The 22,630-nt window shown below is 40.1% G+C and carries 15 protein-coding genes and 1 pseudogene; 4 read left to right on the top strand and 12 right to left on the bottom strand.

All coding sequences use genetic code 11. From position 1 onward, the window contains the following. Nucleotides 1–603: 603 nt before the first annotated feature. The 3 genes from ACJJVX_RS18895 to ACJJVX_RS18905 form a co-directional block, all read right to left on the bottom strand. A complete protein-coding gene (locus ACJJVX_RS18895; RefSeq protein ID WP_054452932.1) occupies nt 604–1,677 on the bottom strand; it encodes a phosphotransferase enzyme family protein in 1,074 nt (357 codons plus the stop codon). A 49-nt stretch (nt 1,678–1,726) separates the two neighbouring features. After that, nucleotides 1,727–2,608, bottom strand: coding sequence for an NDP-sugar synthase (locus ACJJVX_RS18900; protein WP_405632909.1), 882 nt, complete (start codon nt 2,606–2,608; stop codon nt 1,727–1,729). A 95-nt stretch (nt 2,609–2,703) separates the two neighbouring features. After that, on the bottom strand, nt 2,704–4,077 hold the full coding sequence (locus ACJJVX_RS18905; RefSeq protein WP_405632912.1) for an MBL fold metallo-hydrolase RNA specificity domain-containing protein: 1,374 nt from the start codon (nt 4,075–4,077) through the stop codon (nt 2,704–2,706). A 314-nt stretch (nt 4,078–4,391) separates the two neighbouring features. Here ACJJVX_RS18905 and ACJJVX_RS18910 point away from each other — a divergent pair, with 314 nt between their 5' ends. From ACJJVX_RS18910 to mutT, 3 genes are all read left to right on the top strand, one after another. Then, nucleotides 4,392–4,874 (top strand): DUF721 domain-containing protein, encoded by a 483-nt coding sequence (locus ACJJVX_RS18910; protein WP_405632915.1) that lies wholly within the window; start codon nt 4,392–4,394, stop codon nt 4,872–4,874. A 363-nt stretch (nt 4,875–5,237) separates the two neighbouring features. Further along, a complete protein-coding gene (gene secA, locus ACJJVX_RS18915; protein WP_054204426.1) occupies nt 5,238–7,946 on the top strand; it encodes a preprotein translocase subunit SecA in 2,709 nt (902 codons plus the stop codon). 159 nt (nt 7,947–8,105) lie between these two features. After that, nucleotides 8,106–8,501, top strand: coding sequence for an 8-oxo-dGTP diphosphatase MutT (gene mutT / locus ACJJVX_RS18920; RefSeq protein ID WP_054452747.1), 396 nt, complete (start codon nt 8,106–8,108; stop codon nt 8,499–8,501). A gap of 109 nt (nt 8,502–8,610) precedes the next feature. Here the strand turns inward: mutT and ACJJVX_RS18925 are convergent, their stop codons facing one another. Continuing rightward, a complete protein-coding gene (locus ACJJVX_RS18925) occupies nt 8,611–9,063 on the bottom strand; it encodes an REP-associated tyrosine transposase (protein ID WP_082355584.1) in 453 nt (150 codons plus the stop codon). Between the two features lie 663 nt (nt 9,064–9,726). Between ACJJVX_RS18925 and ACJJVX_RS18930 the strand changes: the two genes are divergently transcribed. After that, nucleotides 9,727–11,799 carry a M13 family metallopeptidase gene (locus ACJJVX_RS18930; RefSeq protein WP_054452750.1) on the top strand — a complete coding sequence of 691 codons (2,073 nt, stop codon included), beginning with the start codon at nt 9,727–9,729 and terminating at the stop codon, nt 11,797–11,799. 1,089 nt (nt 11,800–12,888) lie between these two features. Here the strand turns inward: ACJJVX_RS18930 and galU are convergent. From galU to ACJJVX_RS18970, 8 genes and pseudogenes are all read right to left on the bottom strand, one after another. Then, on the bottom strand, nt 12,889–13,797 hold the full coding sequence (gene galU, locus ACJJVX_RS18935) for a UTP--glucose-1-phosphate uridylyltransferase GalU (protein WP_054452753.1): 909 nt from the start codon (nt 13,795–13,797) through the stop codon (nt 12,889–12,891). Between the two features lie 20 nt (nt 13,798–13,817). Further along, nucleotides 13,818–14,984, bottom strand: coding sequence for a nucleotide sugar dehydrogenase (locus tag ACJJVX_RS18940; RefSeq protein ID WP_405632999.1), 1,167 nt, complete (start codon nt 14,982–14,984; stop codon nt 13,818–13,820). A 1,447-nt stretch (nt 14,985–16,431) separates the two neighbouring features. Further along, nucleotides 16,432–18,384 (bottom strand): nucleoside-diphosphate sugar epimerase/dehydratase, encoded by a 1,953-nt coding sequence (locus tag ACJJVX_RS18945; RefSeq protein WP_405632920.1) that lies wholly within the window; start codon nt 18,382–18,384, stop codon nt 16,432–16,434. 193 nt (nt 18,385–18,577) lie between these two features. Further along, nucleotides 18,578–18,959 (bottom strand): annotated as a pseudogene (locus tag ACJJVX_RS18950) (four helix bundle protein). A 90-nt stretch (nt 18,960–19,049) separates the two neighbouring features. Beyond that, nucleotides 19,050–20,225: a DegT/DnrJ/EryC1/StrS family aminotransferase gene (locus ACJJVX_RS18955; RefSeq protein ID WP_405632921.1), complete on the bottom strand. Its 1,176-nt coding sequence runs from the start codon at nt 20,223–20,225 to the stop codon at nt 19,050–19,052. 38 nt (nt 20,226–20,263) lie between these two features. Further along, nucleotides 20,264–20,890: an acetyltransferase gene (locus ACJJVX_RS18960; RefSeq protein ID WP_405632924.1), complete on the bottom strand. Its 627-nt coding sequence runs from the start codon at nt 20,888–20,890 to the stop codon at nt 20,264–20,266. Beyond that, on the bottom strand, nt 20,883–21,479 hold the full coding sequence (locus tag ACJJVX_RS18965; RefSeq protein WP_405632926.1) for a sugar transferase: 597 nt from the start codon (nt 21,477–21,479) through the stop codon (nt 20,883–20,885). The genes ACJJVX_RS18960 and ACJJVX_RS18965 overlap by 8 nt, the downstream gene beginning before the upstream one ends. Then, complete coding sequence (locus tag ACJJVX_RS18970) at nt 21,463–22,611, bottom strand: glycosyltransferase family 4 protein (RefSeq protein WP_405632929.1); 1,149 nt, start codon at nt 22,609–22,611, stop codon at nt 21,463–21,465. The genes ACJJVX_RS18965 and ACJJVX_RS18970 overlap by 17 nt, the downstream gene beginning before the upstream one ends. Between the last annotated feature and the right edge of the window lie 19 nt (nt 22,612–22,630).

The raw sequence follows: 22,630 nt of genomic DNA on the forward strand, positions 1-22,630 counted from the left end.
ACAGCTAAAGCCTGTTTCAACAATATACCCGCACGTAGGAGAGCGCTTTAGCGCCGATAGATTTCGCACAGGTATTCAAACAGAATATTAACAGCCAAACATAACCATTATCACGGCTGAAGCCTGTTCCTACGATATATCTACACGTAGGAGAGCGCTTTAGCGCCGATAGATTTCGCACAGGTATTGAAACCGAATATTAACAGCCAAACATAACCATCACAGCCAAAAATAATCATTATCACGGCTAAAGCCTGTTCCTACGATATACCTGCACGTAGGAGAGCGCTTTAGCGCCGATAGGGTTTCGCACGATATTCAAACCGAATCCATAACAGCCAAACATAACCATTATCACGGCTGAAGCCTGTTCCTACGATATACCTATACGTAGGAGAGCGCTTTAGCGCCGATAGATTTCGCACAGGTATTCAAACAGAATATTAACAGCCAAACATAACCATTATCACGGCTAAAGCCTGTTCCTACGATATACCTATACGTAGGAGAGCGCTTTAGCGCCGATAGGGTTTATCAAAATACAACCCCTTAAGAGCAAATGCGGCTCTTAAGGGTTATCTGTTGTGATTCAATGAAAACTAGTTAAACATCACTTAACATAGCTTTAAGCGTGCTTTTTTTAGCTAGAATATCACGATATAACGCAAACTGATTTTGCGCACGTTCAAGGTTATGATTTGCATGTTTGATCGAGAAATAATGATCACCATCAATGTAATCAGTTAAAAAACGTAAACCAATCATAAACGTCATTACCTTTGTGCCTAACCAAAAACTTTGCTTTTCTTGTTCAGTGATGAGGTCTTTTAAAGGTTCCACATACCCTTTAACAACCGCTTCAAAAATGTCTTCACGCACACGCACGTTTGCTAAATTTGTTGAATCTTCTTGTTCTGGAGAACAAAAAGTTCGCACCATATCACCAAAATCATAAAGCCAATAACCTGGCATGCAGGTGTCTAAATCAATAACGGCTTTTGCACCATGTGATTTATTACAAAACAACATGTTGTTAATTTTAGTATCGTTATGACAAGGGCGAATTGGTACAACCCCTTTCAATGCTTTTAATTCATCAATTAAACCAAATTGAGATAAGCAAAAATCAACCTCTGCTTGGCAACTTGCTAAACGGTTTTCAGGATCGGCTTTGATAACGTCTGTTAATTTTTCAGCGCGCATTGCTAAATTATGAAAATCAGGAATAACATGGTGTAACTGCTTCGCATCAAAATCTTCTAACGCAACAGCAAACTGGCCAAATGCATTGGCCGCAGTTTCTGCTTGTGAAGTATTTGCCACTACATCTTCACTATAACTGCCGCCAATAAATTCGAGCGCACGCCATAAGCCTTGCTCACATTCAACTAAATAATCATCGCCAACCGTCGCAACATGACGAATAATATCTAAATTATATTCGCCTACTTGATGCTTTTGCGTTAAATGGGATTCAATTAAACGTGCGTTTTTAACCAGCATATCTGGTTCAGGAAAAACGTCGGTATTGAGTTTTTGGACTACTAACGACTTGCTAGGCACGCTTAACAGCATAGTGCTGTTAATATGGCCACTTCCAATCGGCTTCATGCTGACACGTTCATTGCCTAGACCAAAATTCTCAGACAAGTAAACCGCAGTGGGATTTGACTTCATACTTACTTCGCTATTTTTGTGCCCAGAAAAAGGCAAGATCGGTGCTATTTCATCCATGACGTAATTCATATAATTTACCCGCAACATCCTGTAATTCAGATTTATAGGTCACTCCATACCAGGACTCTTGCGCAGTATAAACGGTGACACTTTGTTGATTATTTGTGATCATTTGTTGAATTTGATCAGGCAAATAATACTCCATTTTGACACCGTTGTCATATTTTTGCAGGAAGTTATCAAAACCGGTTTCTAATCTATTGAAAAATGAAGGCGTTAACCCCCAAAAACTCATTGAACCTAGCGCATCATCAGCAATGTGAACCCGCTGTTGCTGTGGGTTTTCACCCATAAGGGAGTTGTTTTCTATGCTTATGTTTAAAAACTCAATAACATTTATAAGCTGGTTATTTTGGATCTTGCAAACACCTCGATTAACGCCTCCTTGATCAGATAAAGTATTGATAATTGGGTAACCAACCATCGCCCAATCTGAGTGTAATTTAAAATGTTCAGCCAATAAATTAAATGACGAAGTTCCATAATAATCATCAGCAGTAATCACAATAAAAGGGTTATGTACATGCTGTTTTGCGCACAATAATGCATGACCCGTGCCCCAAGGCTTTACACGTTCATCAACCAGTGATTTAAATTGCACTGGCACTAAATCAATTCGCTGCTCAACCAACACCACATCAAGATCTAAAGGCAGACGCGGTAAAATAACCTGCTCTATTTCACTGCGAACAGCCTGGTTGATTATAATAACCACTTGAGTCACACCTGCAGCATATGCATCTGCAATACTTAACTCCATGATGGTACAGCCTAATCCTGATATTTCAGCAATTTGCTTGTTGCCACCAAAGCGACTGCCTAAGCCGCCCGCCAATATAACTAAACTCAAATCATGTTTTTTAATATTCATTTTCAACCATTTTTATTATTCTCGATTCTTAACGACCTAAGTGTATCAGTTTTAGCACTTGTCTCTATACCCAAATATAGTTATCTAAATAACAACTATTTTGCAATTTCAACGCTTGTCGCATTACCTAAAATAGCCTTGTACTTTTGCGCTAATGCTTGCTTTGCTTGTTCATCGCCGTGCACAATTTTAATCAAAGCAGGCTTTTTGCGCATTCCTGTTACAAACTTAACTAAGCCTTTTTGATCTGCGTGAGCGCTGTAACCACTAATTGTGTGAATTTTAGCGCGTATAGTCACTTTACTGTCGTTAATATGCACATAACCCCCACGTGGGCCATATGTTTGAATGTCTCGACCAAGTGTTCCACGGCCTTGGTAACCAACAAAAATTATATCCGTTGTTTTATCTGACAAAAATCGGCTCAGGTAATTCACAATTCGGCCACCTGTGCACATGCCACTCGCGGCAATAACAATTGCAGCTTCATCTCGCTTACTTAAATACTCAATCACTGCAAGATGCTCTTTATGACTATCAACAGTATGTAGTTGTTGAAAATCTAACGGGTGACGGCCGTTCGCTAAACGCTTTTTAGCTTCATCATCCCATAGACTTTTAAACTCTCGATATTTACTCGTAAAATTAGCCGCCATAGGTGAATCAACAATTACATTAATACTTTGCCAAGATGGGTTTTTACGGGCGCTGTGAATAATTTGCTCTAACTCGTAGAGTAACTCCTGCGTACGCCCAATGCTAAAAGCAGGCACTAATACAACGCCGTTGTCTGCAACCGCTTTTTCAATCACTTTTTTAAGCGTTGATGTTCGCTCTTTTCGCCCTTGATGGTTTTTATCGCCGTAGGTTGATTCAATCACGAGCACATCAGCCTTATAAGGCGCTTTGGGGCTTGGTAACAGCGGCGTATAGGGCGCGCCTAAATCACCAGAAAACACCACACGCTGAAGATTAGGTTTTACCCCTACATCAACTTCAACATAAGCTGAACCAAGAATATGCCCAGCACGCTGAAACCGAGCCTTTGTAAGGGGTGGTAACTCATTACTACCAGGTAACTCAAACCACTGATTAAATTCAACAGCGACAATACGTTTTTCAAGTAAACTTAAGCAGGCATCTATGATTTTTTGATCTCGCGTTACACCCACTTTAAGAGCATCTTCAATCACCAAGGGCAACAAGCTTGCTGATGCCTTTGAGGTAAAAATGGGTCCACTAAAACCAGCAGCAAACAAATAAGGAATACGGCCAACATGATCAATATGGCAATGAGTCACGATTAATGCCGTAACGGTAGAAATATCAAAATCGATTGCTAAATCTGGCCCCGCGTCTTCACCTTGAAAAATACCACAATCAATCAGCACCGATTCAGTACTTGTATAGTCGAGTTGATGACAAGAGCCTGTCACCCCATTCACCGCTCCATGGTGTGTAATATTCATAATATATCCTTATATGTTTAAACAATGTACAGCGAGATTAAAATATATCAGCACAAAATAAAAGAGATAAACATAATATCCACACGTAGGAGAGCGCTTTAGCGCCGGTGGATTTCGCACAAGTATTCAAACAGAATCATCACAGTCAAACATAACTATTTTCACGGCTAAAGCCTGTTCCTACGATATACCCGCACGTAGGAGAGCACTTTAGCGCCGATGGGGTTACTTAATTTGAAATGCCAGCATTAATCATTGCTTTGTATTTGCAATCATTTAAAATAAATTTCTTCGTTCTAAATACTGGTGTTTTCATGGCTAAAGACAGGTTCGCACCAAAGCCTTTAAACGATATTATGGCGGGCCTCAGCGGCAGATTGGCGTCATATGCAGGCAAAAGCCAAGCTCTCGATAAGCAGCAAACTTTACTGAGTGATTTTTTAGGCGCTAATTTAGGCGGTAAATGTCGCGTAAGTAACTATCGCGATGGCACACTTATGATCGAAGCGGTATCAGCGCCTATCGCACTACGTTTAAATTATTTAAAAATGGATATGCTTTCACATTTTCGAGCTGCTGGTATGGCTGAGCTTGGGCAAATAAAAATTACTGCAAATCCACAAACTACGCAGCGCTTGAGCCCTAACACCACGACAAAAATGAATAACAACGCACCCGCAGCTAACCCCCCCCCCATGAGCGAACAAACAGCAGATTACCTCACCGCAATTGCCTCAAACGCCCCCCCTTCGCTTAAAGCAAAACTAGAGCGACTCGCACGGCACGGGAAAAAGTAAGTACCTCATTGATAATAAGCCAGCCGATTGCTTTGTTTTCACCCTTGATTTTATTTTATCCACCTCCATATATTCATCGTTAATGTAATAAATGAGCAAGATTAAAGTTATCTTTACGGTATTTACGAAATTTTTCAGTTAAAAATGGGCATCTTGATGAACAGGTGGTTCGTTGTTTCGCAGAGTCTGGTATAGTAACGCACGTAATAAATGATGCATTTTGCAGCGTTTATTAAAATTGCTAATTAATATGTTCTTTTTATGAGCAGTATATTAATTAGTAATGACCCCAAAACGCTTGGGCATATCAAAATGGGTTAGCTGATAATCGGCTAACAAAGAATATATTGTAACGGTTTTATCATGATATCTAATTTATTTACCAAGATTTTTGGTAGTCGCAATGACCGCACTATTAAAAATTTAAGAAAGACGGTCGCGCTGATCAACGCACTTGAAACGCAACTAGAAGCGCTTTCAGACGAAGATTTAAAAGCCAAAACAGCAGAGTTTAGAGAACGTTACGATAACGGACAAAGCCTTGATGACATTCTGCCAGAGGCCTTTGCTGTGGTACGTGAAGCATCAAAGCGTGTTAATAGCATGCGTCACTTTGACGTACAGCTTCTTGGCGGTATGGTACTAAACCAAGGGCGTATTGCAGAAATGCGCACCGGTGAGGGTAAAACACTTACTGCAAGTTTACCGGCCTACTTACGTGGCTTAACGGGTAAAGGCGTCCACGTTATTACCGTAAACGACTACTTAGCAAAACGTGATGCTGAAACAAACCGTCCACTATTTGAATTTTTAGGCTTAACAGTTGGCTGCAACGTACCAGGTATGATGCCGCAGCAGAAAAAAGAAGCCTACGCTGCCGATATTACTTACGGTACAAATAACGAGTTTGGTTTTGATTACCTACGTGACAACATGGCGTTTAGCATTAACGAACGCGTACAACGTCCACTTTACTACGCAGTAGTGGATGAAGTTGACTCAATTTTAATTGATGAAGCGCGTACTCCGCTTATCATTTCAGGCCCAGCTGAAGATAGCTCTGAGCTTTACACTGAAATCAATACCATCGTTCCTACTCTTGAACTACAAGAAAAAGAAGACGAAGAAGGTATTGAAGGCGATGGCGATTTCACAATCGATGAAAAATCTAAGCAAGTTCATTTAACTGAACGCGGCCAAATTAAAGTTGAAGAATTACTAACCGAGCGCGGTTTAATAGCAGAAGGCGATTCGCTTTACTCTGCAGGTAGTATCACTTTACTAAGCCATGTTTATGCTGCATTACGCGCTCACAAGCTCTATCAAAAAGATGTTGATTACGTTGTAAAAGAAAACGAAGTAATCATTATCGATGAGCATACAGGCCGTTCAATGGAAGGGCGTCGTTGGTCTGAAGGTTTACACCAAGCTGTTGAAGCTAAAGAAGGTGTAAAAATTCAAAACGAAAACCAAACGTTGGCATCAATCACATTCCAAAACTACTTCCGTATTTACGAAACCCTTGCAGGTATGACAGGTACTGCCGACACTGAAGCATTTGAGTTCCAGTCAATCTACGGCCTTGATACTGTTGTTATGCCAACTAATAAGCCAATGATCCGCGATGACCGTGCTGACCTAGTTTACTTAACGCAAGAAGAAAAATACGAAGCAATTTTAGTCGATATTAAAGATTGCCAAGAGCGCGGCCAACCAGTATTGGTGGGTACTATTTCAATTGAAAGCTCAGAGTACTTATCGCAATTTTTACGTAAAGAAAAAATTAAGCACAACGTACTTAATGCTAAGTTCCATGCGCAAGAAGCCGACATCGTTGCTGATGCAGGTTTACCTGGCACAGTAACCATTGCAACTAACATGGCCGGTCGTGGTACCGATATTGTGTTAGGTGGTAACTGGAATAGCGAACTTGAAAAACTTGATAACCCAAGTGATGAAAAAATAGCTGAAATCAAAGCGGCATGGCAAATACGTCACGATGCAGTAATTACAGCTGGCGGTTTACATATTATTGGTACCGAGCGTCATGAATCTCGCCGTATTGATAATCAGCTTCGTGGTCGTTCTGGTCGTCAGGGTGATGCTGGGTCAAGCCGTTTTTACTTATCAATGGATGACGCATTAATGCGTATATTTGCTGGTGAACGCATGACTAACATGATGCGTAAACTCGGCATGCAACGCGGCGAAGCCATCGAGCACCCATGGGTTAACCGCGCAATTGAAAACGCACAACGCAAAGTAGAAGCACGTAACTTTGACGTTCGTAAACAATTACTAGAATACGATGACGTAGCAAACGACCAACGTCGTGTTGTATACGCACAACGTAATGAGCTACTTGTTGAAGGCGATATTTCAGAAACCATCACGGTTATTCGTGGCGATGTACTTGGTAACACAATTGACCAATATATTGCACCGCAAAGCCTTGCTGAAATGTGGGATATCCCAGGCCTAGAAGAACGCTTAAAACAAGATTTCTTGATCGAGCTACCAATCACACAATGGCTAGCAGACGACAACAAGCTTTACGAAGAAAAGCTGCGTGAACGAATCGAAGAAGAGATCAATACCGCATACAAGCAAAAAGAAGAGCAAGTTGGTGAGCCAGTACTTCGCCAGTTTGAAAAAGCAATTATGCTGCAAAGCCTTGATCAACATTGGAAAGATCACCTTGCTGCAATGGACCATTTACGCCAAGGTATTCACTTACGCGGTTATGCACAAAAGAACCCTAAGCAAGAATACAAGCGTGAATCGTTTGAATTGTTCTCAGAGATGCTTGAAAACCTTAAAATCGACGTAGTAAGTATTTTAAGTAAAGTACAAGTGCGCGCTGAAGAAGACGTTGAAAAAATCGAAGAGCAACATCGCAAAAGCGAAAGCGCACCTCGCGAATATCAACACGAAGAAGTTGAGCACGTTGGCGGCGAAACACCACAAGGTGCCGTAGTCGCAGCTCGTGCGGAGCCAAAAGTTGGCCGTAACGAACCATGCCCTTGTAAATCAGGTCAAAAATTTAAACAGTGTTGCGGTAAATTAAAGTAACCATATATTGTTAAGTAATAATTAAAAAGCGACGCCTGCGTCGCTTTTTTTATGAAAATAATTAGGTGACAATAACCGATATAAGCTGGCTTTGGCGTTTATATTTACCGTAGGCGGGGCTTTACGCCGCGCAGATTAATTAAAAATAGAGATTAAAATATGACAAAAAAAATAATCCACGTAGCCGTTGGCGTTATCAAAGCTGGCAACACATTATTTATTTGCAAACGCCCAGACGATAAACACCAAGGCGGTTTATGGGAGTTTCCGGGTGGGAAAGTAGAAAGCGGCGAAACCGTATTTGAGGCACTAAAACGCGAACTTATTGAAGAAGTAGCATTAACGATTCACAGCTCAAGCCAGCTAATGGTCATAGAGCATGATTATGGCGATAAATGTGTAAAACTAGACGTGCATGTTGTCACCGACTTCAGCGGCGATGCACATGGCGCCGAAGGCCAATTAAGCGCATGGGTAGCAATTGATAAGCTAAGCGAATACAACTTCCCCGCCGCCAATGTAGAAATCATCGAAAAAATAAAAACACAATTTTAAACTCCACCTCGCGCATTAACACCAAACTGCGCGAGGTAAACTCCCGCCTACAAATACACAAAATACCAGTGCTTAAATTTGCCGTAGGCGGGGCTTTATGCCGCGCAAATTAATTGATATAAATGCAATCCCAATAAGGGTATAGCGATACATTTTTTACTAACTCCCCTCTTAGCGGGTTAGCGACTATGTAACGCGCATAATTGATTAAATCGCTTTCATTTCTTATTAAATGATCATAATAGTCAGGCTGCCAAAACTTATTAAGTTGAGCATTCATTCTGGCAATTTTAGTTGTTCGTCCTTTAAACGTTCGAATAACCCCACTTAATTCCATTTTTAATTGCAACTGAAAAAGCCAGTGAATATGATCTGGCATAAAAACAAATGCAATTGTTTTTGCTGCGCCCTCTTCTTCTAGTCTTTTCATTTCACATATAAAGGCTCTATTTAGATATAAATCCATCAGTAGCGCCTCTCTATGGTAGGTCACAATAGTTACACAATAATAATGATTAGCTAAAGATATACGGCCTTTTCTTAAGTTATGAGAGTTTTTCATTGTGAATACGATTTAGTGTTTATTTAAACATAGCAGATAAAAATTCAAACCAAACTGTGGAGATAACTCCCGCCTACAAATACACAAAATACTAGTGCTTAAATTTGCCGTAGGCGGGGCTTTACGCCGCACAAATTAACAAAAAACACCAAACAGCGCGAGGTAAACTCCCGCCTACAAATAAACCAAACACCCATTGCTTAAATTTGCCGTAGGCGGGGCTTTACGCCGCGTAAATTAAAAAAAACACCAAACCGCGCGAGGTAAACTCCCGCCTACCAATAAACCAAACACCCATTCTTAAATTTGCCGTAGGCGGGGCTTTACGCCGCGCAAATTAACAAAAAACCAAACTGTGGAGATAACTCCCGCCTACAAATAAACCAAACATCCATTCTTAAATTTGCCGTAGGCTGGGCTTTACGCCGCGCAAATTAACAAAAACACCAAACTGCGCGAGGTAAACTCCCGCCTACATCGGCTTCAACAACTTTGATTCTGCTCTTCGATAAACTTTGTTACATATTAGCTACTATCGTTGCGTGTAACTGGTTTATTGTTGTTACGAACAGGTTTAAGATGGGGTCAGAGAATATCCTATCGAAATACTTTATTTATTCGGTTAACTGATTATTCATACAACAACTAACAAACGAGACTCTCATGAAAAAAGTAACTCTTACTGCAGCAAGTATTGCACTTGCTTTGGGACTAGTCGGCTGTGGCGATAAACAAGAACAAACAAAAGCCCCAGAAACAGCGGCGGTTAGCGCACCGGTTGAACAATTAAATTCAGGCATTGAATTAGCGAACATGGATAAATCAGTCCGTGCTCAGGATGATTTTTACTACCACGTAAACGGCCAATGGCTAGCAACGACAGAAATCCCAGGTGATAAATCTAACTACGGCTCATTTTCACAGCTATATGACGAATCACAAAAAGCCATGAAAACAGTACTTGAAAAAGCAGCAGCAAGTACAACAGCAAAACCAGGCAGTGATGAGTACAAACTTGGCGCTTTCTTTAAAAGCTACATGGACGAAAATGCGCGTGAAGAACTTAACATTTCACCGCTAATGACACAGCTAAATACGATTGACGCAGTAAAAAACAAGTCTGACCTCGTTACATTAATGGCGCAACTTCGCATGCAAGGCGGCAGCGCTCCATTTGGTTGGTATGTAAATAATGACGCAAAAAATTCAAGCGAATATGCCCTGTATGCTTACCAATCAGGTTTAGGCTTGCCTGATCGTGATTATTACTTAAAAGACGATGAAAAATTCACTAAAATCCGCGCGGCTTATAATACCTACGTAACTGAAGTATTAAAGCGTGCTGGTGTACAAAAACCAGAGCAACAAGCAAAAGCTATTGTTGCACTTGAAACCAATATTGCACAAGCGCAGTGGAGTCGTGTAGAGCAGCGTGATGCAACTAAAACATACAATAAAATGAGTGTAGCTGATGCCAGTAAATTAACAGGAAGCTTTGACCTTGTTGAATATTTTAAAGCATCTGGCGTGAATACTACTGATATCATCGTGGGTCAACCAAGTTACTTTGAAAAATTTGCCGATATTTACGCAAAAACCGATGTAACAACATGGCAAAATTACCTTAAGTTTCACTTTGTAAGCAACTATGCAGGCCTACTAAATAAAGACCTTGTTGACTTAAACTTTAACTTTTACAGCACAACATTACGCGGCGTAGAAGAACAAGCCCCACTTTGGAAGCAAGCTGTTGATGCGTCAAATGGTGTGCTAGGTGAAATTTTAGGCAAAGTCTACGTTAAAGAAAACTTCCCGCCTGAAGCTAAAGCGCGTATGGAAGAACTCGTTGATAACGTGATCAAAGGCTATGGCGTAGCAATTGAAAACCTTGAATGGATGAGCCCAGAAACTAAACTTGCTGCAAAAGAAAAGCTCGATAAATTCACACCAAAAATTGGCTACCCTGACAACTGGAAAGACTACTCAGCGCTAAGTATTAATGCTGATGAGCTCGTAGGCAACTATATTCGCCATAGCGAATGGTCATACGCAGATATGATTGCAAAATTAGGTAAACCAGTAGATCGTTCTGAATGGCACATGACACCACAAACCGTTAATGCCTATTACAACCCGGTTAATAATGAAATTGTATTTCCAGCCGCGATTTTACAACCACCATTTTTTAACTTAGACGCTGATGATGCAGTAAATTATGGCGCAATTGGCGCTGTAATTGGCCACGAACTTGGTCATGGCTTTGATGATCAAGGCGCTAAATACGATGGTGACGGCAATTTACGTAACTGGTGGAGTGAGTCAGACCTTAAGCAATTTGGTGAACGTACAGGTCAGTTAGTCGCACAATATAACGAATATAAGCCATTTGAAGATGCGAACGTTAATGGTGAGCTTACATTAGGCGAAAACATCGGTGATTTAGGCGGCCTAACCGTTGCCCACACTGCGTACCAGCTATCTTTAGGAAATGATAAAGCACCGATTATTGATGGCTACACTGGCGACCAGCGCTTCTTTATGGGTTGGTCACAAATTTGGCGTCGTAAATATCGTGACGAAGAGTTACGTAATCGCCTAATGACAGATTCACATTCGCCAAGCCATTACCGTGTAATTGGTATTTTATCGAACATGCCTGAATTTTATAAAGCATACGACGTAAAAGAAGGCGATAAAATGTATATCAAACCAGAAGATCGCGTAAAGATCTGGTAATACCGATTACACTGTAAGTTATTTAGCTCGTTAGAGTAGTAATGTTTCAATAGAATTAACATCACCATTCTTGCGATCAAAAAAGCCACCTTAAAATAGGTGGCTTTTTATTGCCCAAACAAAAGTAGTTGTAGGAACAGGCTTTAGCCGTGAAAATGCTTATTTTGGGCTATAATAATTCGTCTGAATACAGTAAAACCATCGGCGCTAAAGCGCCCTCCTACTTGTAAGTAATACCGTAGGAACAGGCTTTAGCCGTGAAAATGCTTATTTGTGGCTATGATAATTCGTTTGAATACAGCGTAAAACCATCGGCGCTAAAGCGCTCTCCTACGTGTAAGTAATACCGTAGGAACAGGCTTTAGCCGTGAAAATGCTTATTTTTAGCTATAATAATTCGTTTGAACACAGCGTAAAACCATCGGCGCTAAAGCGCTCTCCTACGTGTAAATAACCCGTAGGAACAGGCTTTAGCCGTGAAAATGCTTATTTTTGGCTATGATAATTCGTTTGAATATAGCGTAAACCATCGGCGCTAAAGCGCTCTCCTACGTGTAAGTAACCCGTAGGAACAGGCTTCAGCCCTGAGAATGGTTATTTTGGCTATGATAATTCGTTTGAATACAGCGTAAAACCATCGGCGCTAAAGCGCTCTCCTACGTGTAAGTAACCCGTAGGAACAGGCTTTAGCCGTGAAAATGCTTATTTTTGGCTATGATAATTCGTTTAAATACAGTAAAACCATCGGCGCTAAAGCGCTCTCTTACGTGTAAGTAATACCGTAGGAACAGGCTTCAGCCGTGAGAATGCTTATTTTTGGCTATGATAATTCGTTTGAATACAGCGTAAAACCATCGGCGCTAAAGCGCCCTCCTACTTGTAAGTAATACCGTAGGAACCGGTTTCCGCCGTGAGAATGGTTATTTTTGGCTATGATAATTCGTTTGAATACAGCGTAACCATCGACGCTAAAGCGCTCTCCTACGTGTAAGTAACCCGTAGGCACAGGCTTTAGCCGTGATTGCTTTATAATTTACAAAAACGGTGACATAAGCCATCTTTTTATAAAGCAGCGAGTCTAAAGCTATTTTAAATAGCCTTTAAGTGTTTATTATCTGATTGCACTAAACCTGCAATAAAGCTTGAAAACTCTTCACCTAAGTTTTCATCGCGCATGCTGTACTCAACAATCGCTTTCAAATAACCAAGTTTGTCACCACAATCGTGAGCACGACCACTCATATGAAATGCCTCTACAACTTCTTTTTCCAGAAGCATATCGATTGCATCGGTTAACTGTATTTCACCACCAGCACCTACTGGAGTTTTAGCCAATAGCGACCAAATAGTTTTTGATAAAACATAACGACCCACAACAGCAAAATTTGATGGTGCATCTTCAATACTCGGTTTTTCAACCATCGTTTTTATTTTAGCGCTTTCACCAGCTCTAATAGCTACACCACCAATATCTGCAATTCCATACTTACTAACATCTTGAAGTGGCACAGGCTCAAGCATAATTTGACTGGCTGCTGTTACTTTAAAACGAGCTATCATTGCAGCTAAATTTTCAGTTTTTTGATCTGCTGTGTAGGCATCAAGTATTACATCGGGTAATACCACAACAAAATCATCTTCACCAATAATTGGTTTGGCGCATAACACTGCATGGCCTAATCCTTTAGCCTCGCCCTGGCGTACATGTAAAATGGTAACATCCGACGGGCAAATTGATCGCACTTCATCTAAAAGCTTACGCTTAACACGCTTTTCTAACGTAGCTTCAAGCTCAAAACTTGTATCAAAATGGTTTTCGATCGCATTTTTTGAGCTATGGGTTACTAACACAATTTCTTTTATTCCCGCAGCAACACATTCATTAACAATGTATTGAATAAGAGGCTTATTGACCAATGGGAGCATTTCTTTAGGAATAGCCTTAGTCATTGGGAGCATACGCGTACCAAGGCCTGCAACTGGGATAACAGCTTTCATAGTTAGTCCTTCATTTAACTTTAATCACTTCCGAATAAATCGCGCGTATAAACTTTACCAACCACATCGTCCAACTCTTTAACCATACGGTTTGAAATTATTACATCTGACACTTCTTTAAATTCACTTAGATCTTTTATTACCCGCGAATTAAAAAAAGCATCTTCTCGTAAGGACGGCTCATACACTACAATTTTAATACCTTTCGCTTTTATACGCTTCATGATCCCCTGAATTGCAGACGCTCTAAAATTATCAGAGCCAGTTTTCATGACTAAACGATATACCCCCACAACCTTAGGGTTGCGGTTGATAATTGAAAACGCAATAAAGTCTTTACGGGTAGTATTAGCATCAACAATCGCAGCAATCATGTTATTAGGTACGTTCTTATAGTTTGCCAATAATTGCTTAGTATCTTTAGGTAAGCAGTAACCGCCATAACCAAACGATGGGTTATTATAATGATTACCTATGCGTGGATCTAAACCCACACCTTCTATAATTTGTTTTGCGCTTAACCCTAAACTCTCTGCGTAGCTATCTAGTTCATTAAAGTAAGCAACTCTCATAGCCAAATAAGTGTTAGAAAAAAGCTTAATAGCCTCAGCCTCAGTTGATTCTGTAAACAAAATAGCTATATCTTGCTTTATTGCACCTTGCGCCAATAAGTTCGCAAACGTTCTTGCTCGCTCACTTTGCTCCCCCACAATAATACGAGAGGGATGTAAATTATCATGTAACGCTTTACCTTCACGTAAAAACTCAGGTGAAAACAATATGTTGTTTGTATTAAATTTTTGTTTTACTGATTCGGTAAATCCAACAGGTACTGTTGATTTAATGATCATGGTCGCAGTTGGGTTAATTTTTATAACATCCTGAATAACCGACTCAACCGAACCAGTATTAAAGTAATTTGTTACTGGGTCATAATCTGTAGGGGTCGCAATAATTACAAACTCAGCGTCAATCAAAGCAAGATCTTTATCAGTAGTCGCTACAAAGTTGAGCTTGTCATTTTGTAAAAAATTATTTATTTCAACATCATCAATAGGCGATTGTTTCTTTTGTAATAACGAAATTTTATTTTCATCAATATCGAGTGCAACAACCTTATTATTTTGTGCAAGTAGCATAGCGTTTGATAGACCAACATAACCCGTACCAACAACAGCAACATTCATTTCAACTCCTTCAATCTCTAAATTATTGCTTCCTAGCACCTTACCTATTGCTTCAGTGCTTACAGTTTCCAAATTTAACCTTCTTGTATTCATACCCAAATACAGAGCCGTTAATCCACGTACTTATAATAGTAACTGATACAGAAATTGCAGACTCTTATCTGCTTTTTCTCTAATCATTGTAGAGCGAAGCAGATCTAAACATTTTATATTAGGTAAATACGTTTTCTTAAGCATAGCTCTTTCAAATATTTTTGTTATATTTGATTCAAATTTGTGCAAAATATAATTTTTGAGATACTCCGAAAGCATCTCTTTTTGTATGGAGTTTATGCAATACACCGACGCTAAAGCGCGCTCCTACGTGTTGGTATATAGTAGGAACCGGCTTTAGCCGTGATAGTCGTTATAACAGCTATAACCGCAATTTTGATAATAGCTTGAATGACTGGCTTTAAACACGGTGTAAACCACCGACGCTAAAGCGCCCCCCTACCCCGAAGGAAACGGCTTTAGCCGTGATAGTGGTTATAACAGTAATTTTTGATAATAACTCGAATAGTAGGCTTTAAACGCGAGGCGCAACACATCGGCGCTAAAGCGCACTCCTACGTGTAAATACACCGCAGGAACCGGCTTTAGTCATGATAATGTTTATAGTGACGGCTTTGATAATAACTCGAATGATGGGCTTTAAACGCGAGGCGCAACACATCGGCGCTAAAGCGCACTCCTACGTGTAAATACACAGTAGGAACAGGCTTTAGCCGTGATAGTGGTTATAACAGTAATTCTAATAACTTGAATGGTGGGCTTTAAACGCGAGGCGCAACACATCGGCGCTAAAGCGCGCTCCTACCTGTAGGTATATCGTAGGAACAGGCTTTAGCCGTGATAGTGGTTATAACAGCAATTTTTGATAATAACTCGAATGGTGGGCTTTAAACGCGAGGCGCAACACATCGGCGCTAAACCGTCCTACTACGTGTAGGTATATCGTAGGAACAGGCTTTAGCCGTGATAGTGGTTATAACAGCAGTTTTTGATAATAACTCGAATGATGGGCTTTAAACACAAGGTACAACACATCGGCGCTAAAGCGCTCTCCTACCTGTAGGTATATCGTAGGAACCGGCTTTAGCCGTGATAGTGGTTATAACAGCAATTTTTGATAATAACTCGAATGGTAGGCTTTAAACACGAGGTACAACACATCGGCGCTAAAGCGCGCTCCTACCTGTAGGTATATCGTAGGAACCGGCTTTAGCCATGATAATGTTATAGTGACGGCTTTGATAATAACTCGAATGGTGGGCTTTAAACGCGAGGCGCAACACATCGGCGCTAAAGCGCGCTCCTACCTGTAGGTATATCGTAGGAACCGGCTTTAGCCGTAATAAATATGTGGTTCATAACCGTCCTTGGTTACAACACATTAAAACGCCTATCAATTTTTTAAATTGACTACCTTGGCAGTGGTCACTTCGTTAGGTGATTCATGCTTAGCATTCCACACTAAATCACAAATACCGTCTGTTGGATTAAACCCTGTTGGTGCATCTAACAATAACTGGCGAATCACTTGGTGATCAAAGTTATGGCAAGCTATGTCGAGTGCCTCTAAAAATACATTTAACTCAGGTAATGGCAGCATTACTTCACTTGCAGTCATTATACGCTCGTGAGTGGTTTGGCCAACATTGTCACCAATCAACAGCTCTTCATATAGCTTTTCACCTGGGCGAAGGCCTGTGCATTGAATTTCAATATCACCATGTGGATTAGTTTTGTCTTTTACTTCAAAGCCAGATAAACGAATCATCTTACTTGCTAAATCTTTAATTTTAACTGGCTCGCCCATATCAAGCACAAATACGTCACCACCTTTGCCCATAGAGCCGGCTTGTATTACAAGCTGCGCTGCTTCTGGTATTGTCATAAAAAAGCGGGTTATATCTTGGTGGGTAAGCGTAATAGGTCCGCCTTCTTTAATTTGCCTACGAAATAGCGGCACAACCGAACCCGACGAGCCAAGTACATTACCAAAACGTACCATGCAAAAACGTGTACGATGGCCTTTACCTTTCGTTTGCGCTAAACCTTGTAGCACTAGCTCAGCCATGCGCTTAGTCGCACCCATTACATTTGTTGGACGAACTGCTTTATCGGTCGAAATTAATACAAAAGTTTCAACACCCGCATTTGCAGCCGCTTTTGCAGCATAAAATGTACCAAATACATTATTACGTACACCTTCAACAACATTGTGCTCAACCAATGGAACATGCTTGTAAGCCGCAGCGTGATAAACCGTTTGTACACCAAATGCTATCATTACTGTTTCAATACGATTAATGCGCTGCACAGAGCCCATTATTGGTATTAGCTCTAAATCAATACTGTTATTAATAATGTACTCATTTAGCTCTTTTTCTATTGAATATAAACCAAATTCTGATATTTCAAATAACACTAATTTTTTAGGTTGCTGCCTAACTATTTGCCTACAAAGCTCAGACCCAATAGAACCGCCAGCGCCTGTTACCATTACCACTTTACCGGTAATATTAGCAGCCATTAATTCAGGTTTAGGTGTTACTGGGTCTCGGCCCAATAAATCTTCAATTTCAACATCACGAAACTCTGATAGCTTAGCTTTACCTTCAACCACATCGGCCATACCAGGGATTGATAACACTTTAATAGTTAACGGCTCTAATTGCGCTAACACTTCTTTACGCCTTGCTCGAGTTGCACTTGGTAAGGCCAGTAAAACTTTAGTCGCTTTACCTTTATTAATTAGTTCGTAAATACCTTTAAAGTTAATTACTGGTATACCTTGAATGATTGAACCTTGCTTTGTCTCATCGTCATCAATAAATGCGCGTACATAATATTCAGGTCCAGCACCTAACGCAGTGGCTAATTGTCGCCCTGCAGATCCAGCCCCATAAATAATAATCGACTCTTTATTTGCCGTTGCCATTTTACCAATCATGGCTCGTACCAATACACGCGAACCACCAACTGTTAATAAGCATAACCAAGCAAAAATAAATGGCATAGTGCGCGGGATAGTAATACCAACAAAAAACGACAATAACACCAAGCTAACGGTGGTTATAACGGTGCCTAGTACAATTGCCCATAATGCTTGTGCATTCATGTATCTAAGTACAGCTCGATATAAGCCTAAGTTAATAAATGCAAATAATGCAGTGGGGATTAATAAAGCTAAAAGCAGCCAATTATCAAGATTTCTAAAGGGGGCAAGGCTATCTAAGCGTACAATTAAAGCCAGCCAAAATGCTGCCGCAATAAAGAGCGAGTCTATAAATAACGTGATGACACGCTTTGTACCACGCGATGCATTTAAAATAGATCTGATGTAGCTATCCACAACAAGTTCCCTTTTTCTTGTATTTGATTGATTTAAAAAATAAAGTACACAAAATAGTGCGTTTACTTGTTAAAATTTCATGAATTATAGAGCAGATAGCCTAAATTAGCTAGATCTTAGGAGCTAGGAGCTAGGAGCTAGGAGCTAGGAGCTAGGAGCTAGGAGCTAGGAGCTAGGAGCTAGGAGCTAGGAGCTAGGAGCTATCAGTACCATAGTTGGACTCTTGCTCTTTCACAAATCCCTTTCTGCGTTTAATTAACGCCGCAATAATCGCTGCAACTTCTTTAGCTTCAGATATTAGCTTTAATCCATGACCTTTTTCTATAAATCCAATTTCAATGCCAATGTAAAGTTGTGTAACTAATTCACCAGCAGAACCTTTAGCGTAATATAAAAATCTAGATTCATCATTAGTGCTCCCTCTTTCAAGCCCCTCTGCAATATTTGAAGGAATCGAAACCGCTGAACGCGTTACCTGATCTTTAAAGCCATAATCTTTACAATCTTTAGTAACTTTATATATTACAAGCTAACCGTGAAGCTCTTTTCCAAACATCCAGTTTTTCAAATTGCATTGAGGTCCCTTCCTTTGAAATATAGATTCTAGTTGCTAGGAGTCTAGGTCCTAGCCTCTTCTAGCACCTAGCTTCTTCCCTAGCAACCTTTCACTTACTCGCTAATGCAAACACTTCTTTCATAACTTGGGTTGTTTTTGCTATCTCAGCTTCAGTTAAAGTCGGGTGGACTAAAAACATAATTGACGTTTCACCTAGCTCAACAGCATTTGGTAGGCGAGTTTCAGGACGCCACGGGGTGTTATCAAACGCTTTTTCTAAATACACTTCAGAACAACTCCCCTGAAAACAAGGTACGCCGTGCTCTACAATGGTGTTTACTATACGGTCACGATCCCAACCCTCGGCTAAACACTCAGGTTTAATAAACATATAATGTTTATATTCAGCGTGCTCACTATACTCAGGCACTACAACTAAGCGAATACAGTCAAAATCACTTGCAGCTTGGTCTAGCTGCAAACCATACGCTTGGCGTTTAGCTGTCCACTCTGTCATGCGGGTTAATTGAATTCGACCAAGTACAGCTTGCATTTCGGTCATGCGCCAGTTAGTACCAAAGCTTTCGTGTAACCATCTAAACCCTGGTGGGTGTTCACGATTATAAATTGCATCAAAGCTTTTACCGTGATCTTTATAGCTCCACATAGCGGACCATAACTCTTTAGAGTTAGTGGTTACCATGCCGCCTTCACCGCCGGTAGTCATTATTTTATCTTGGCAAAAACTCCACGCCCCAATGTGGCCTATACTGCCCACAGAACGGCCTTTATACTTAGCACCATGCGCTTGTGCACAGTCTTCTATTACATAAAAACCATGCTCTTTACTGAGTGCCATTATCTCGTCCATTTCAGCAGGCATACCGGCTAAGTGTACAACAATAACTGCTTTCGTTTTTGGTGTAAGTACCGCTTTAATAGATTCAGCAGTAATTGCTTGGCTATTTAAATCAACATCGGCAAATACAGGTGCTGCGCCAGCAGTAACAATACTAGAGGCAGACGCTAAAAAAGTACGCGGTGTAGTGATAACTTCATCGCCAGCACCCACATTTAACGCTTTAAGCGCGATATCAAGCGCTAAAGTGCCATTACCAAGTGCGATTGCGTACTCGCTATCTGCCCAAGTGGCAAATTCTTTTTCAAATTCACGGCCTTCAGTACCCGTCCAGTAGTTAACTTTGTTTGACAAAACTACACGACTTACAGCATCAGCCTCGTCTTGAGTGAAGCTTGGCCAAGGAGAAAATGGGGTATTTAACATGATGTTCCTATTAATTCCATATAGAAATGAGGTCTAATTTATTTTGCTACTGCAGGAGAGCCAAATGCTGTAACGTTATCAGGTATATTTTTTACAACGGTGCTACCAGCACCAATCAAACATTTATCGCCAATTGACACTAACTGTTTTACTTGGCTACCAATACCAACCCAACTTTGAGTACCAACAACAACGCCGCCCGCTAAAGCAACATTAGGGCAAATATGAGTGAAATCACCAATGCAGCAATCATGTTCAACAACTGCTGCTGTGTTGATTATGCAACCCACACCAACTTTTGCAAATGCATTAATAACAGCACCCGCAAAAACTACGGTGCCCATTGCTACCACGGCGTATTGGCTTATCACTGCGCTTGGGTGAATTAGGGTAATTAGGTTAAAATTATTTTGTTGTAATAATTGTATTTTTTGCAAGCGAATATCATTATTACCAATGGCCACAACAACGTCGCTAGATGCAGTACTTGTATTATTTAACGCGATTAAATCAGCACAAGTGCCATTTATAGACCAATGCTCAATATGTGTTTTAGTCGGGTAAGCGTCATCATAAAATTTGACAGTAAAACCAAGCTGCTCGGCAATATCGGCAATAACCTTACCATGGCCGCTTGCGCCCACAATTGCTAACTTTTTAGTCATTATTAGAGCCTTTAAATGGCTCAATAGTTACATGTCCGTCAGCACTAATACCTTCACGAACAAACACTTTTTTTACGGTTAATAATAATATTTTAAAGTCGAGTAAAAAACTTTGATTATCTACATACCAAACATCAAATTTAAACTTTTGATCCCAGCTAATTGCATTACGGCCATTTACTTGTGCCCAACCAGTAATGCCCGGGCGCACATTATGGCGGCGCGCTTGCTCCGTACTATACAAAGGTAAATATTGTATAAGTAAAGGGCGTGGCCCAACTAAACTCATATCCCCTTTTAATACGTTAAATAAACCAGGTAGTTCGTCTAAACTGGTAGAGCGTAAAAATGAGCCAAATTTAGTCATACGCTCATTATCTGGCAGCAAGTTACCCTGCTTATCTTTACCATCAAGCATGGTTCTGAACTTCATCATTTTAAAAATTTTACCATTCAAACCAGGGCGGTCTTGGGTAAATAAAATAGGCGAGCCTAATTTGAACCGAATTAGAACAGCAACAATAGCAATAACAGGTAATAATGTAAGCAATACACCCAGTGCAACTAAAAAATCAAACAGTCGCTTCATTTGTTAACTCTCCTTCATAAAAATTATGCATATTCTTAAGGTGGGTTTTGCGTTCAAATTTTTCAACTATGCTTTTCCTTGCATTGATTCCCATTGAGTTTACTCTTTCTGGATCCATGCTATTTAACATTGCAACCTTGAGTTTTTCAACATTCCGAGGTGGCACAATAAAACCATTATAGTTTGGTATAATGATTTCATTGCAACCATTTATATCTGTGACGATACAAGGTAATTCCATCGCCCCAGCTTGCAGTGGGGTGTTAGGAAAACCTTCACGATAACTTGGCAAAACAAGTACATCCGAAAGGTATAATGCTGGCCTAATATCTGATAACCAACCTAAATCTATAATTCTATCATTCTTATATATTTTATTAATATACTCATCATTTAATGGACACCTTCCATCTTGCTCACCAACAAGCAGTAAGTAGCAATTAGAAGGTAAACCATCTAATGCTTCCAATAACTCTTTTATTCCTTTATCTTCAGTAAACCGCCCAACAAAACAAAAAACAAATGAATCTTTGGGTAACTTTATTTTCTCTACAAGAAAAGTAACATCTGAACTAGCCGCAACTTTTTGACGGCTATAAAATGATGTATCAACACCTGCGATATTTCCATGTCCAATAACATTTAAAGTCTTTTTAGTTATACCAAATGTATATAAGTCATTTTTCACACCCACCCCTTCAGGAATGATTTTTGTCGAAGAAAAACAAATAATCTTATCCATAAACATTAACAGCTTCTTTTTCAGACCTAATTCCGTAGGGAAAACTAAACCTGTAAATGTATGAACTCGGACAGGTGTTCTTAAGAAAAAGCCTGCCAACATCGAAATCAAGCCCGCCTTAGGTGTAAACGAATGTATTAAATTAGGTTTAATTTTTTTTAACAGTCTAATCATTGAAAATAGTGAGGCAAAATCTCTAAACAAATCAATTCCTCTTGCCATTTCGACGGTATGAATGTCTATATTTAAATCACTATCAAAAAGAGCTGAATTCAACCCAGAGCTTGTAACTAAAATAACTTTATAATGGTTAGAAAGATACTTCACTTGCTCTAAAAGCATCGTCTCAATAGTCAATGGAATTGTAGTTATAATAACTAATTTTTTCATAAAACCTCATTTTTTTAAA

Origin of the sequence: Pseudoalteromonas sp. Ld20, from assembly GCF_045064175.1 — a bacterium.
GTDB lineage: Bacteria > Pseudomonadota > Gammaproteobacteria > Enterobacterales > Alteromonadaceae > Pseudoalteromonas > Pseudoalteromonas neustonica.